The organism is Streptomyces sp. NPDC001744 (genome assembly GCF_042892575.1).
In the GTDB taxonomy this organism is placed as follows: Bacteria; Actinomycetota; Actinomycetes; order Streptomycetales; family Streptomycetaceae; genus Streptomyces.
The window spans coordinates 154,830-168,222 of record NZ_JBIAUG010000008.1; the positions used below are offsets into that span (position 1 = coordinate 154,830).

Annotated in this window: 15 protein-coding genes; 7 read left to right on the forward strand and 8 right to left on the reverse strand. The window is 74.9% G+C overall.

Going from position 1 to position 13,393, the window contains the following annotated elements:
* Positions 1-22 precede the first annotated feature (22 nt).
* Positions 23-1,255: an SGNH/GDSL hydrolase family protein gene (locus ACFYZY_RS12595; protein WP_388692713.1), complete on the reverse strand. Its 1,233-nt coding sequence runs from the start codon at positions 1,253-1,255 to the stop codon at positions 23-25.
* A 296-nt stretch (positions 1,256-1,551) separates the two neighbouring features.
* Here ACFYZY_RS12595 and ACFYZY_RS12600 point away from each other — a divergent pair, with 296 nt between their 5' ends.
* Together ACFYZY_RS12600 and ACFYZY_RS12605 are read left to right on the forward strand one after the other, a co-directional pair.
* Positions 1,552-2,226 carry an HNH endonuclease family protein gene (locus ACFYZY_RS12600; RefSeq protein ID WP_388692715.1) on the forward strand — a complete coding sequence of 225 codons (675 nt, stop codon included), beginning with the start codon at positions 1,552-1,554 and terminating at the stop codon, positions 2,224-2,226.
* A gap of 82 nt (positions 2,227-2,308) precedes the next feature.
* Positions 2,309-3,058, forward strand: coding sequence for an N-acetyltransferase (locus ACFYZY_RS12605; RefSeq protein WP_388692716.1), 750 nt, complete (start codon positions 2,309-2,311; stop codon positions 3,056-3,058).
* Between the two features lie 111 nt (positions 3,059-3,169).
* Here the strand turns inward: ACFYZY_RS12605 and ACFYZY_RS12610 are convergent, their stop codons facing one another.
* The gene (locus tag ACFYZY_RS12610; protein ID WP_388692717.1) at positions 3,170-3,940 is read right to left on the reverse strand and encodes a hypothetical protein; all 771 of its coding nucleotides are present in this window, start codon (positions 3,938-3,940) and stop codon (positions 3,170-3,172) included.
* Between the two features lie 86 nt (positions 3,941-4,026).
* Positions 4,027-4,806, reverse strand: a complete 780-nt coding sequence (locus ACFYZY_RS12615) for a DUF4190 domain-containing protein (protein ID WP_388692718.1) — start codon at positions 4,804-4,806, stop codon at positions 4,027-4,029.
* Between the two features lie 309 nt (positions 4,807-5,115).
* On the opposite strand from ACFYZY_RS12615, the gene ACFYZY_RS12620 reads away from it, so the two are divergent.
* From ACFYZY_RS12620 to ACFYZY_RS12635, 4 genes are all read left to right on the forward strand, one after another.
* Positions 5,116-7,167, forward strand: a complete 2,052-nt coding sequence (locus ACFYZY_RS12620; RefSeq protein WP_388692888.1) for an N-6 DNA methylase — start codon at positions 5,116-5,118, stop codon at positions 7,165-7,167.
* Between the two features lie 129 nt (positions 7,168-7,296).
* On the forward strand, positions 7,297-7,893 hold the full coding sequence (locus tag ACFYZY_RS12625) for a hypothetical protein (RefSeq protein ID WP_388692720.1): 597 nt from the start codon (positions 7,297-7,299) through the stop codon (positions 7,891-7,893).
* Positions 7,890-9,485 carry a protein kinase gene (locus ACFYZY_RS12630; RefSeq protein ID WP_388692722.1) on the forward strand — a complete coding sequence of 532 codons (1,596 nt, stop codon included), beginning with the start codon at positions 7,890-7,892 and terminating at the stop codon, positions 9,483-9,485. Before ACFYZY_RS12625 ends, ACFYZY_RS12630 begins: the two co-directional genes overlap by 4 nt.
* 121 nt (positions 9,486-9,606) lie before the next feature.
* Positions 9,607-10,008: a hypothetical protein gene (locus tag ACFYZY_RS12635; RefSeq protein ID WP_388692724.1), complete on the forward strand. Its 402-nt coding sequence runs from the start codon at positions 9,607-9,609 to the stop codon at positions 10,006-10,008.
* Positions 10,009-10,068: 60 nt separating this feature from the next.
* On the opposite strand, the gene ACFYZY_RS12640 is transcribed toward ACFYZY_RS12635, so the two are convergent.
* The 5 genes from ACFYZY_RS12640 to ACFYZY_RS12660 all read right to left on the reverse strand — a co-directional run bounded on the left by ACFYZY_RS12640 (position 10,069) and on the right by ACFYZY_RS12660 (position 12,825).
* Positions 10,069-10,392 carry a hypothetical protein gene (locus tag ACFYZY_RS12640; protein ID WP_388692726.1) on the reverse strand — a complete coding sequence of 108 codons (324 nt, stop codon included), beginning with the start codon at positions 10,390-10,392 and terminating at the stop codon, positions 10,069-10,071.
* Between the two features lie 71 nt (positions 10,393-10,463).
* On the reverse strand, positions 10,464-11,096 hold the full coding sequence (locus ACFYZY_RS12645) for an RNA polymerase sigma factor (RefSeq protein WP_388692728.1): 633 nt from the start codon (positions 11,094-11,096) through the stop codon (positions 10,464-10,466).
* A 68-nt stretch (positions 11,097-11,164) separates the two neighbouring features.
* Entirely contained in the window at positions 11,165-11,605 is a 441-nt protein-coding gene (locus ACFYZY_RS12650; protein ID WP_388692730.1) for a hypothetical protein, read from the reverse strand.
* A 189-nt stretch (positions 11,606-11,794) separates the two neighbouring features.
* The gene (locus tag ACFYZY_RS12655; RefSeq protein WP_388692731.1) at positions 11,795-12,001 is read right to left on the reverse strand and encodes a DUF397 domain-containing protein; all 207 of its coding nucleotides are present in this window, start codon (positions 11,999-12,001) and stop codon (positions 11,795-11,797) included.
* Positions 11,983-12,825: a helix-turn-helix domain-containing protein gene (locus ACFYZY_RS12660; RefSeq protein ID WP_388692733.1), complete on the reverse strand. Its 843-nt coding sequence runs from the start codon at positions 12,823-12,825 to the stop codon at positions 11,983-11,985. Before ACFYZY_RS12660 ends, ACFYZY_RS12655 begins: the two co-directional genes overlap by 19 nt.
* 175 nt (positions 12,826-13,000) lie before the next feature.
* Here ACFYZY_RS12660 and ACFYZY_RS12665 point away from each other — a divergent pair, with 175 nt between their 5' ends.
* Entirely contained in the window at positions 13,001-13,393 is a 393-nt protein-coding gene (locus ACFYZY_RS12665) for a hypothetical protein (protein ID WP_388692735.1), read from the forward strand.

Below are 13,393 nucleotides of genomic sequence, written 5' to 3' on the forward strand. Positions count from 1 at the left end.
CCGACCACTACCCGAGACCGGCTCAGAGCAGGTCCGGGTCCACCGCCGCCGCCATCGCGCGGTAGCCCGCGTCGTTCGGGTGGAGCCCGTCCCCGGAGTCGTAGGCCGGGAGGATGCGGTCCGGGTCGGCCGGGTCCGCCACCGCGCGGTCGAAGTCCGCGACGGCGTCGTACGCGCCCGAGGTGCGGATCCAGTGGTTGACGGCGTCCCGCACGGCCTCGTTGGCCGGGGTGCCGTAGCGGGAGCCCCCGACCGGGAGGAGGGTCGCGCCGACGACCCGGAGGCCCCGGGCGCGGGCCTCGCCGATCAGGGTGCGGTACCCGTCGATCAGCCGTTCGGCGGAGACGTCCTTACCGGCGCCGATGTCGTTGATGCCTTCGAGGACGACGACGGTCCGGACGCCCGGCTCGGTGAGGACGTCCTTCCGGAAGCGGGTGAGGCCCTTCTCGCCCGCCCAGGAGGTGTCGCTCAGGAGCTGGTTGCCGCCGATGCCGTGGTTGAGGACGGCGCGGGGGCGCCCGGCCCCGGCCAGGAGCTCGGCGAGTTCGTCGGGGTAGCGGTTGTCGGCGTCGGGGGTGGAGCCCGCGCCGTCGGTGAGGGAGTCGCCGAGGGCGACGACCCCGTCGCGGCGGCCGGCGTCCGGCCCGCCGGAGACCTCGACGCCCGAGAGGTAGTACCAGGACCGGCCGGTCTCGCCGAAGGCCGCGCCGGACTCGTCGGCGCGGTGGTCGCCGGTGGCGCGGTAGGTGGTGGCGGCGGCGAGCTGGTGGAAGGTGGCGGGACCGGTGGGGCCCGCCGGGCGGAGGGTGACGGTCAGGGACTCGAAGGGCGTGACGGGGAAGCGGACGGCGTCGCTGTGGAGGGTGCCGCCGGCCGGGACCGTCACGGACTCCTCCCCGCCGAAGCGGAGGTGCCGGGAGGAGCCCGGCACGACCGCGCCGCCGCGCGCGGCGCGGGCGAGGGTCGCGCCGGCGATCCGCAGGGGAGCGGTGCCGTAACGGTTCGACAGTTCGATCCGGACCCGGTCGCCGCCGGCGGTGACGCGGACGACCTGGCGGAGCGTGTGGTCGTCGAAGCCCCGCTGCGACCAGTTGGGGGCGTACCGGTCGGTCGGCGCCTGCGGGGAGGCGGCCCACGCGCCCCGCCACCCGGGGTCCCGGTGGCCGGGGGAGGCGGCGGCGGACGGGGACAGGGCGAGGGCGGCCGTGGTGAGCAGGGCCGCGGCGGCGCGGCAGAGGGCGAGCATGGTTCCCATGGTTCCGTTGATGACCGGCGGGGGCGGGTCCCTACCGCTTCCGGACGGAAGTCACTTCGGGAAGAGCAGGGTGGAGCGGGGCGGGGGAGATGTGACGGCCTCTGGGGAGATGTGACGGCCTCCGGGGCGTGGCGGCCTCCGGGGAGGTGTGACGCGGTCCGGGGAAGCGTGACGGCTCCTGGAAGGGCGGAGGCCCCCGGGGGCGCGACGGCCCCCGGGAAGGTGTGGCGTTCCGGAACGGGGGAACCAGAACACCCCGGGGCCGGAGGGTCCCGGACCGTCCGACCTAGGATTCCATGGTGCCGACGTATCGAAGGAACCTCGCCCTCCCGGCCCTCGCCGCCGCCGTCCTCCTCGCCGCGGGCTGTTCCGCCGGCTCCGGCGGCGGTACGCCGGGGCGGTCGGCCGCGCCCGGCACCGCCCTCGCCGCCGTGGACGCCCTCACCGTCAAGGGGCGGGCCCCGAAGACCGGGTACGACCGGGAGAAGTTCGGCCGCGCCTGGGTGGACGTCGACAAGAACGGCTGCGGCACCCGGGACGACATCCTCAAGCGCGACCTGACCGGGGTCCGGTTCGCGGACGGCCACTGCAAGGTCGCCTCCGGCACCCTGAAGAACGACCCGTACACCGGCACCACCGTCACCTACACCCGGGGCCGCAGCAAGATCGACATCGATCACGTCGTGGCGCTCTCCGACGCCTGGCAGAAGGGGGCGCGGCAGTGGGACGCGGAGACCCGGCGCCGCTTCGCCAACGACCCGCTCAACCTGCTCGCCGTGGACGCCGCCACCAACCGCGGCAAGTCCGACGGCGACGCGGCGACCTGGCTGCCGCCGAACGGCGCGTACCGCTGCGCGTACGTGGCCCGGCAGGTCGCGGTGAAGAAGAAGTACGCGGTGTGGGTGACGGAAGGGGAGCGGGACGCGATGAAGCGGGTCCTCGGCGGCTGCCCGGAGCAGAAGCTCCCGTAGGACGGCGCCCGGACGCGGGCCCCTGCGGCGACCTGCGGGAAAACCCGTTGGTTCCCGCCGGAACGATCTTTACGCTGCGTCCATGGACCTGAACATATCGACCCTCGCCGAGCGCCCCGCACTGGAGGGGCCGATGTGGGGCATGCGCGACCTCTGGCCCGAGTTCATGATGTACGACCCGGTGGGCTGGGCGAACATGGGACAGATCGTGCGGCGGTTCCCGGAGTACGTGCTCGTCGCCACCGACCCCGGCGGGAAGGTCGTCGCCCGGGGGTTCTCCGTCCCCTTCCGGCTCGACCTGGACGGCCGCCGCGAACTGCCCGACCGGGGCTGGGACGAGGTCCTGTTGTGGGCCTTCTCCGACCTGAAGCACGGCCGCGAGGCCGACACGGTCAGCGCGATCGAGATCACGGTCGACACGGAGTTCCTCGGCCGGGGCGTCTCGCACCGGATGCTCGCCGCCCTGCGGGAGAACGCGGGCCGGCTCGGCTTCTCCGAGCTGGTCGCCCCGGTCCGCCCCAACCACAAGCACCTGGAGGCCGGGTCCTCCCTCCACGAGTACGCCTTCCGCACCCGCGCGTCCGACGGCCTGCCGCACGACCCGTGGCTCCGCGCCCACGTGCGCGCGGGCGGCGTGATCGAGGCGGTGGCCCCGGCGTCGATGACGGTCGCCGGCTCCGTCGGGCAGTGGCGGAAGTGGACCGGCCTGCCCTTCGACACGGACGGCCCGGTCGAGGTCCCGGGCGCCCTCGTCCCGGTCCACTGCGAGGCGTCGCGCGGCTACGCGGTCTACGTCGAGCCCAACGTGTGGGTCAGGCACCGGATCGGCTGAGGCCGGCGGGCCCTTTCCCGGCGCCGGGCCCCGGCGCCGGGGCACGCGACACGTGCGAGGGGGCCGCTCCCCGGCGGCGGCCCCCTCGCACGTGTCGCGTCCTCGTCCGGCTCAGCCGATGTCGGCGATGTCCCCGGCCGCCGGGACCTTCGCCACGACCGGCTTCCCGTACTGCGGGAAGGCGATCGTCCCCGGCTCGTCGCCGCCCTTCGTGACGATCTTCAGGACGTACGGAGTGCCTTCCGCGGCCACGTACACGGTCCTCGTCACACCGCCGTCGTCCGGTTCCGTCACCGTCAGCGCCTTCCGGCCGTCGACGGTGGCCTCTCCGCCCTTCACGATGCCGCTCGCGCCCTGCTCGAATCCGTCGAGGAGCGACGCGAGGTCGCAGAGTTCCAGGACGTCCTTCGTGTCGGGGTCGGTCACCGGGGTCCTGACCCAGTGGCCCCTGAGCGCCTTGAGCACGCCCTCCCGCACCTCGGGGCTCTCCCCCTCGGTCTGCTCGCGCAGGGAGGCGTCGTCGAAGCGCAGGTACACCTCCTTGGAGTCGGCCTTGATCAGTTCGGTCGTGGCGGCCGTGCCCGTGGACAGCGTGCCGGTGCACCTCCCCGCGTCGTCGAGGGAGAGGTGGGCCTTCACCCGCTCGCCCTCGGACGTCATGTCGACCGCCACCGTCAGGGACTTCGCCGCCCTCGTCGCCGCGAACGCCTTGTCGAGGACCTGCGATCCGGTCAGCTCCGCGAAGGGCCCCTTCGGCTTCGCGCCGTCCGGGGACGGGCCGCAGGCGGCGGCGCCGGTCGCGACGGCGGCGCACAGGAGGACGGCCGCGGCGGCACGGCGGGCGCGCGGGCGGGGGCGGGCGGGGGTGCGGGGGGTGTGCATGGGGTGGGTCTCCGAGGCGTGTCGTACGGGGTGTCCGGTGGGGCGGTGCCCGGGGCGCCGGGCCCCGGGGAAGCGGGTCCGGCCGGTCAGCCGAGCTTCAGCTCCCACTGCGAGGCGTTGTAGTCGAAGCCGGGGTGCACCTCGACCGTCAGGTCCTTGGCGCCCTTGGGGGTGTCGAAGGCGACGGTGAGGGTGGCCTTCTTGCCGGGCAGGACGGTGCCCTGGAAGCCCGCGCCGACCTTCTCGTCGAAGATCTGCTCGGCCGCGGCGCCGTTCGCCCCGGTGCGGCCGTTCAGCGTGACGAGGGTGGCGTCGAACTTCTTCTTGCCGCCGTTCTCGATGACGACGGTGACCTGGTACGCCTTGTTGCCCGCGGTGTGGTTCGCCGCGAACTCGCCGGGCTCGTACGCCTTCGGGTCCGAGACCGTGACCTTGAGGTCGTCGTCGTAGACCGAGGTGTCGCCGTCCGCCAGGGGCTTGGCGGGCTGGTCCTTGGCTCCCTGGTCCTTGGCCTTCGGGTCCTTGGGGGCCGCGTCCTTGACGGCCTTGTCGATCTCGTCGACCGCGTCGCTGACGGCCGTGAACGTGATCACCGCGCCGACGACCGAGAGGATCAGGGCCGCGAGGCCGAGGAGGGCGCCGGTGAGGGCCACTCCCTTGTTGTTCGCCTCGCCGCGCTTCACGCGACCCTTGCCGACGAATCCGAGGATCAGGGCGATCAGGCCCAGGATGCCGGCCAGCCAGAAGAGCAGCGGGACGAGTCCGGAGAGCGTGCCGATGATGCCGAGGATCAGGGCGGCGGTGCCGAGGCCGTTGCGCATGATCCGCTGCGGGGCGGCAGGCGGGACCTGGGTGTCGTACGACATGGGTGTGTCCTCCCGGACGACGGTGATGTCTGGAGCGATGGGTCAATCACAGCAGAGCTTGTGAACCGAGTCAACATGGTTCACGCGAGCGGGGTCGGATCACACTGTGAAGTGTCTTTCGCGGGGTTCGTCAGTAGGATGGGCGTCACACAGGAGACGGCCGGGGACCTGCCAGGGGTCCCGTCGGGAATCCGGCCGGAAGGCGAGCCAGGGGAGATGGGTCAGGTGCCGGAGAACGCGGCCGGGGCGGGTACCGGAGGAACGGGCGCGAGGAGCGCGGGCGAGGAGGAGACGGGCACGGCCGCCGAGGTGACCGCCGCCGGGATCGCCCGGCTGGCCGGGGTCGGCCGGGCCGCCGTCAGCAACTGGCGCCGCCGCCACGCCGACTTCCCCAAACCCGTGGGCGGCACGGAGACCAGCCCGTCCTTCGCCCTCGCCGAGGTCGAACGGTGGCTCCGCGCGCAGGGCAAGCTGGCCGAGGTCCCGCTCGGGGAGCGCGTCTGGCAGCAGGTCGCCGGTCACCCGGCCGGCGCCGTCACGGCCCTCGTCCACGTGGGCTGCGTCCTCCTCCTCGTGCAGGACCGGTCCGCGGCCTGGCCCTCGCTGGCCGAGCTCCCCGACGAACGGCTGGCCCGGCTGCTCCCCGTCGCCCTCGAAGAGGTGCTGACCGAGCGGCTGGGGCCCGAGCGGGCCGTGCCCACGCCCACGTCCGGCGCGCTCGCCGTCTCCCTCCCCCTGCTGCGCGGGGCCGCCGAACTGGCGGCCGGGGCCGGCGTCCGCCCGGCCTTCGAGTTCCTCCTGGGCCGGCACCTCGACGCCAACCCGCGCCAGTACACGCTCACCCCACCCGGCCCCGCCGCCCTCATGGCGGCGCTCGCGGCCCCCGCGCACGCGCGCGACGGCGGCGCTCCGCCCATCGTCCTCGATCCCGCCGCCGGCACCGGCGGCCTGCTGGGCGCGGTCGAGGGCCCCGGCGCCGTCTGCGGCCAGGACGCCGACCCCGACCTCGCCGCGCTCACCGCCCTGCGCCTGGCGCTCACCACCGACGCCGACATCCGGGTCCGGTCCGGCGACAGCCTGCGCGCCGACGCCTTCCCCGCGCTCGCCGCGGACGCCGTCCTCTGCCACCCGCCGTTCAACGACCGCAACTGGGGCCACGACGAGCTGGCCTACGACCCGCGCTGGGAGTACGGCTTCCCGGCCCGCACGGAGTCCGAACTCGCCTGGGTCCAGCACGCCCTGGCCCGTCTCCGTCCCGGCGGCACCGCCGTCCTCCTCATGCCGCCCGCCGCCGCCGCCCGCCGCGCGGGCCGCCGCGTCCGCGCCGACCTGCTCCGCCGGGGCGCCCTGCGCGCGGTCGTCGCCCTCCCGGCCGGGGCCGCGCCCCCGTACGGCATCCCGCTCCACCTCTGGGTGCTGCGCAAGCCCGTCCCCGGCGCCCGGCCCGCCTCCGAGGTCCTTCTCGTGGACACCGCGTCCGAGCAGGCGGCACCGGGCAGGGAGGGGCGCGACCGGCTCGACTGGCAGGCCGTCCACACGGCCGTACTGGACGCCTGGACGCCCTTCGACCGGGACGGCGCGGCGGGCGGGGTCCCGGGCGCGAGCCGCTCCGTGTCCGTCGTCGAACTCCTCGACGACGACGTGGACCTCACCCCCGCCCGCCACCTCCCGCCCCCGGCCGAGGCCGGGGGACCGGCGCAGCTGGCCGGGGTGCGCGAGCGGCTGACCGAGACGCTGCGCCGCACCCGGGAACTGACTCCGCCGCCCGTCACCGGCCCGGTCGGCACCGGGGCCGGCGGGCCCGTCACGACGGTCGGCGAACTGGCCCGCGCCGGGGCCCTGACCCTGTGTGCGGGCGGCACGGGCACCGCCCCCGCCTCCGCCCCGGTCGCCGTCCTGACCGACCACGACGTCCTGGCCGCCCAGCCCCCCTCCGGGACGCTGCCGGACGGGCCGCCGGAGGAGCCGGTGCTGCTCGCCGCCGGGGACGTCGTCGTCCCCGTCCTGGGCGGCGGCGCGGCCGTGCGGGTCGTGGACGCCTCCGCCGAGGGCGCCGCACTCGGCCGCAACCTCCACCTGCTGCGCCCCGACCCGGCGGCCCTCGACCCCTGGTTCGTGGCGGGCTTCCTCCGTGCCACCGCAAACACCCGGCAGGCCAGCAGCTACGCCTCCACCGCGACCCGGCTCGACGTCCGCCGCCTCCGGCTCCCGCGCCTTCCCCTGGCCGAGCAGCGCGTGCTCGGGGAGCGGTTCCGCGCCCTCGCCGCGTTCGAGGAGGCCCTGCGGGAGACCTCCCGCCTCGGCGACCGGCTGGTCCAGGGGATGTACGACGGCCTGGCGAACGGCTCCGTGGCGCCCTGACGTCCCGGGCGGGCCGGGCGCGCCGCTCCTCATCCGTTCCACAACGGTTCCGGGTATCCCGGAGCCGTTGTCCCCGGGGGTGTATACGCTCGTGCTCCGCACCCGAACCGTCCGAGCAGGAGCAGCAGGATGTACGGCCCCCCGCAGGTCCCGCAGCCGCCGAGGAGCCCCGCCTCCGGCGGCCGGATCGCCCTGCGCTTCCTCTTCTGCGCGCTCGCGCTGCTCAGTTGCGGTTTCCTGGCCTGGGCGCCGATGCTGCGGCTGGCGGTCGTCACCCGCAGGACGGCGGACTGGGTGCTGTGCGCCCTGACGTTCCTCGCGGGAGCGGGCCTGTTCGCGTACGCGGCGGCCACCGGCGACCAGGAGGTCACCACCGCGGAGTCCTTCGTCGCGCTCGGCGTCATCACGGTCCTGGTGGCGGGCCCGGTCACGTACTACCTGATCGGGGAGATCCGCCACGCCGAACGCCGCCGCGCGGAGGGGACGGCGTTCGGCCACGACCCGCGGGGATACGCGTTCGGCACCGCCGTCACCGTTCCGAGCGGGAGCGTTCCGGGCGCGGGCCCGAACCCGTACACCGTTCCCGTGACCCCCGCCTCCGCCACCCCCGCGCCCGTGACCCCCGCCCCTCGGCCCGCGCCCCGCATCGAGCAGGTCCGCGCCGAACTGGACGAGCTGAGCGACCTGCTGCGCAAGGAGCCCCGGGAAGACGAAGGCGGCCGGTGAGCGGGCGGGTCGTCGGAGGGCGCTACGAACTCGCCACCGTCATCGGCCAGGGCGGCATGGGCCAGGTCTGGACGGCCTACGACGGGCGCCTCGACCGCCGGGTCGCGGTGAAGCTGCTCCGGCCGGCCGCCATGACCGGCCCCGCCGCCGACGCCGACGAACTGCGCCGCCGCTTCGTGCGCGAGTGCCGGGTCACCGCGCGCGTGGCCCATCCCGGCCTGGTGACCGTGCACGACGCGGGCAGCGAGGACGACGACCTGTACCTCGTCATGCAGTACGTGGAGGGCGCGGACCTCGCCGACCACCTCGCCGAGCACGACCCGTACCCGTGGGAGTGGGCGGTGTGCGTCGCCGCGCAGCTGTGCCCGGTGCTCGCCGCCGTGCACGCGGTCCCGATCGTGCACCGCGACCTCAAGCCGCGGAACGTGATGATCCGTCCGGACGGCACGGTGACCGTCCTCGACCTCGGGGTGGCCTCCGTCCTGGACACCGACACCACCCGCCTCACCCACACCGGCTCGCCCATCGGCAGCCCGGCGTACATGGCGCCGGAACAGGCCATGGGGGGCTCCGTCGGGCCCTCCACCGACCTGTACGCACTCGGGGTCCTGCTCCACGAACTCCTCAGCGGGAACGTGCCGTTCTCCGGTTCGACCGCGCTCGGCGTGCTGCACCGGCACCTGTACGAGCCGCCCGTCCCGCTCCGGCGGCTGCGCCCCGAGGTGCCCGTGGAGCTGGAGGCGCTGGTGCTGCGGCTGCTCGCCAAGGACCCCGGAGACCGCCCGTCCGGCGCGCACGAGGTGTACGAGCACCTGCTGCCGCTGCTGCCCGCACGCGGGGCGCCGACGGGGCCGATGGACCCGACCCGGCCGTTCCTGCGCCCGCACGCGCCGTGGCCGGACCGGGCACGGACCCCGTCCGGGCCGGTGGCCGCCGCCCCGGCCCCTCCTCCGCCGGCGCACGCCCCGGCCCCGGTCCCGGCATCCGGCCCCCGCGCCGATCCCCGGGTGTACGCCTCGTCCGCGGCGCCGCCCGCGCGGCCGGACGTGGCCGCCGCCGTGGACGAGGCGAAGCGGCTGCTCGCGGAGGGGTCGCTGACACGGGCCGTGGACGTGCTCGGCGGCATCCTGCCCGCCGCCGAGGCCGAGCACGGGACGCGGTCGCCGGTCGTCCGCATCCTGCGCAAGCAGTACGCGTCCACGCTGATGGACGACGGGCAGTACCGGCGCGCGCTGCCGGAGCTGCGCCGGCTCGCGGCGGACCGCGACGCGGAGGCGGGCCCGGCGGACCCGCAGGCCCTCCAGTTCCGCTACGACGCGGCGCTGTGCCTGGAACAGCTGGGGGAGACGGCCGCCGCGCTCGCGGAGTTCCGGGCGGTCCTGCCGTACTACGAGCGGGAACCCGCCCGCGCCTTCGACATCCGCCGGCGGATCGGCCTGCTGCTCCTGGCGGCGGGCGACCACGTGTCGGGGCAGGACCAGCTCCAGCGGCTCCTCTTCGACGCGGAACGCGCCTACGGTCCGTACCACCCGCTGCCGGCGGATCTGCGCAGGGCGCTCGACCACCAGCGGCAGCTGGGCCCGCGTCCCTGACGGGGCGACAGCATCACGACTCCGCATCTGATCGGTCAACGATTCCTTGTGATCCCTTTTGTCGTTTTTGATAAATGTAGCGTTCGCGTCTGATCATGTTCACATCCCTGAGGAACCTTTCATGACGACGCCGCCCGCGCCCTTCAGCCCCGAGCAGCAGCCCGCCACCCCGGAGCAGCAGCCCGCCCCCGCCAAGAAGGGTTCCGCGATCCTCAAGAAGGTCGGCGGTGTCGTCGTGGCGATCGTCCTCGCCGTCGCCGTGAAGCTCGGCCTCCCGCACCTCACCGGGGACGCCCCGGTGCACGCCAAGCCCGGCGAGTGCGTCACGGTCACCGGCCCGGACAACGACCCCGAGGTCGACACCGTCGACTGCTCCTCCGGGAAGGCCGACCTCTTCAAGGTCGTCAAGGTCATCGACGACAGCTTCGACGTGAACAAGTGCGGCGAGCAGCTGTCGGCGCTCGCCCAGCAGCTGGAGTCGGACAAGTTCGTGCTCTGCCTGGACCAGGTCACCGCGAAGTAACCGCGCGCGCCGTCCTGCGGGAGGGGCCGGGACCCACGGGTTCCGGCCCCTCCGCGTTCCCTACGGGGCGCCGGCCGGTTCGGGGGTCGTGACCGCCGGGTCCGACGCCGGCGCCGGGGTCGGCGTCGGACCCGGAACCGGGGGCGCGGTGGTGGCGGTACGGGCGGGGGACACCGGGACCGGGACCGCCGGGGCGCCGGGCAGCAGGACCGGGACGCACGCGGCGGCCACGGCGGCGGCCGCGCCGAACGCGACGAGGGCCACCCGGCGGACGCGGCGCGTTCCCCAGGAGCGCCCTTGCGGCGGCGCGTCGCGGCGCAGGTCGCGGTAGGTCACGAGAGCGGCCCGCGCGGCGAACGCGGCCCGCAGCCGCTCCTCGGTCACGGCCCGCGACCGCTCGCCCCCCACGGTCCGGCCGGACCCCGTCGCGGGGCCGCGGTCTTCGGCGCCCGGTGTCATCGGACCGCCTCCAGTCTCTTCTCCAGGGCGTCGAGCGCGCGGCTCGCGGTGGACTTCACCGTGCCGCGCGAGAGTCCGAGGGTCTGGGCTATCTGTTCCTCGGTCAGCTCCGACCAGTACCGCAGGACCAGCACCTCGCGCTGGCGCCGGGTCAGCCCCGCGAGCGCGTCGAGCACGTGCCGGTGCTCCTCGGCGAGCAGCAACCCCTCGTCCACGGGCGCCCCGGCGCCCGGGTGGGGCGGCACGTAGGCGCGGGCGGTGCGGCGTCTGCGCAGGACGGAGCGGGCCGCGTTGACCACGGCGGTGTGCAGGTACGCGCCGGGGTCCCGGAGCCCGTCCAGCGAGGTGCCGTAGGCGCGGCACAGGGCCGCGAAGGCGTCCTGGACGACGTCCTCGGCGGTGTGCCGGTCGTCCACCAGGAAGAGCGCGAGCCGCACCATGTCGAGCCGCCGGGCGTGGTACAGCTCGGTGAGCGTGGGCGTCGGCCCCTCCCCGTACGGGGACGGCGCGACCGCCCGGAGGCGCCGTCCCCGTACGGGCGCGGTCCCGGCCCCGCCGTGCGCGGCGCGGGCGAGCAGGCGGGACCACCAGGGCGGCGCCGCCGGGGCGGCGGGCAGGACGTACTGCATGGGCCTCGATCCGTTGCGCGGGTGCCGGGCGGGCCGGGGCGCACGCCCCGGCCCGCCCGGCCGTGGGGCTACTTGCCGGTGCCCGGCCGGGTCACGCGGGGCGGGACCGGGGCGGGGACGGCCCCGTCGGCACGGTCGGCCTCCGGGACGGGGGCGGGCCTCGGCGCCCCGCCGGTCTCCGGCGCGGGAACGGGCTTCGGAACGGCGGGCGCCGGGGCGGGCGCGGCCACGGAGGGCTTCGCGGCGGGCCCCGGAACGGAGGTTCCCGGCACGGTGACCCTCGGAACGGCGGACCCGGCGGCCGGGACCGGCGCCGGGGCGGCCGGGGCCGGGGCGGCGTCGGGGGCCGTGACGACCTTCGGCGGGGCCGGGGCCGGGACGGGGGCCGGGCCCGCGTCGGCGGCGGCCTGGACGGCGAATCCGCCGCCGAGGAGGAGCGCGGCGCCGGTGAGGACGGCACCCAGGACCCGGGGACGGGGGCGGTGGTCCCGCTTGGCATGGCTGGACATGGGGTTCTCCCGAGGAAGTGAGGAAGTCCGGACGCGCGGCCCGGTGGTTCTGTCGAAGGGCGCCTTCGACCCACCAGACGCGCGGCACTCCCCGGGGTTGCGGGACTCCGCGGAAAACTTTTCGGCGGGGGCCGGGCCCCGGTCCCCGCCGGGGCCCGGCCCCTCACCGCCGGTGCGACCGCCCGGGCCTCACGCCCCGAGCGGACCGCCCTTGACGTCCCCCACGAAGGAGGCCCAGGCCCCGGCCCCGAAGACGAGAACGGGCCCGGCCGGGACCTTGCTGTCACGGACGGGGACGAGGGGGAGGCTGTCGGCGACTTCCAGGCAGTTGCCACCGTCGGTGTTGCTGTAGGAGCTCTTGCGCCACGTGACGTTGTTCAGTTCGATGGCTCGCATGATGCTTCCTCCAGCGTCCGCATGATGAACTTCCGTGATTCAGCGGGGGAAAGGGCCAGATCACGGACCCGATCGTAGCGGAGCTGGAGTCTCTCGACGGATGACGCTTCGTCCACGAGATCGCCCGAAAAGTCTGTCTCGACCCAGGCCACTGTGCGGCCGTCCGACAAGCGCAGGAACATCACGTCCGTGTTCACCAGAGCGTGCGGGCCAACCGCGTGCGGTACGACCTGAATGGTGATGTTCCGCTGCTCGCTCATCGTCATGAGGTACTCCAGCTGCTCCAGCCAATCGTCTCTGTCCGGCAAGGGTGTTCGGAGCACGGTCTCCGACAGGATCGCGCGGAAGGCGGGAGCCCCCTCGTCCGACAGCAGTCCTCGCCGCCCTGTACGTGCCTCTACTTGGGCGACCAGCTCGTCGCCGTCCATGCCGCCTGCCGACAGCAAGGCCTGAGCGCAGGCCGGGGTCTGGAGGAGGCCCGGAACGGCACCCACCGCGTAATACCAGAGGCTCGTCGCTTCCGCTTCCAGCGTCATGTACTGGCGATACCGTTCCTTGAACTGGTTCGGATCGTTCAGTGCCAGTTCCCACAGCGTCAGCAGCAACCCCGGCGTCCCGTAGTACTGGTCCAGCGCCTGTACGACCTCAGGGCCGCCCAGCGTCTCCCCGTTCTCCATTTTGGAGAACAAGGACCAGTCCCAGCCCACGACTTCGCCCAGCTTCCGCAGGGGAAGCTCCCGTTCGGTCCGCAACGACCGCAGCTCTTCCGCGAACCGCTTCCTCGGCTCCTGACTCCGGCCCGTGACCGCACGTCTCGCCGGCATGGCGCGCCCTCCCTCTGTGGAAGATGTGGAACTACCCGCGCCACCTGCAGAAGTACCGCCCGACCGCGCTCTTCGTTCCCTGGAACCGGGACATCCTCACCCTGTACCCGGAACACGCACGGTAGTCCACCCGTGGCGCTGCGCGCAGACGGTGGAGGAGAAGGAGACAGGGCGCATGGAGTCGCGAGGACCGGAGCGCGGGGCGCTCGTGTACGACCAAGTGGCGCGGGTGGTGGGGGAGTTCCGGGGAAAGGCCGGGCCGTACGCGATGCTGCGGCCCGTGGGCGGCGGCCGGGAGTGGCAGGCGAACCCCGCCGACCTGCGCCCGGCCACCCCCGCCGAGCGGCTGAGCGCGGGCGTGCGGGCGGCCAACGACCGGACGCGGGCGGGCAACGGCGCGGGCGGCCCGGTGCCCGGCCTGAGCCGCCCGCCCCGCCCCGTACCGCACTGCACCGCCTGCGCGCTGCTCGTGCGGGAGCGGCGCGAGGCCCGGGAACGGTGCGACCGCAGCGCGGAGACGGACGCGAACGTCCTGCTGCGTCGTCACCTGTCCCGGGACCACCCCTGA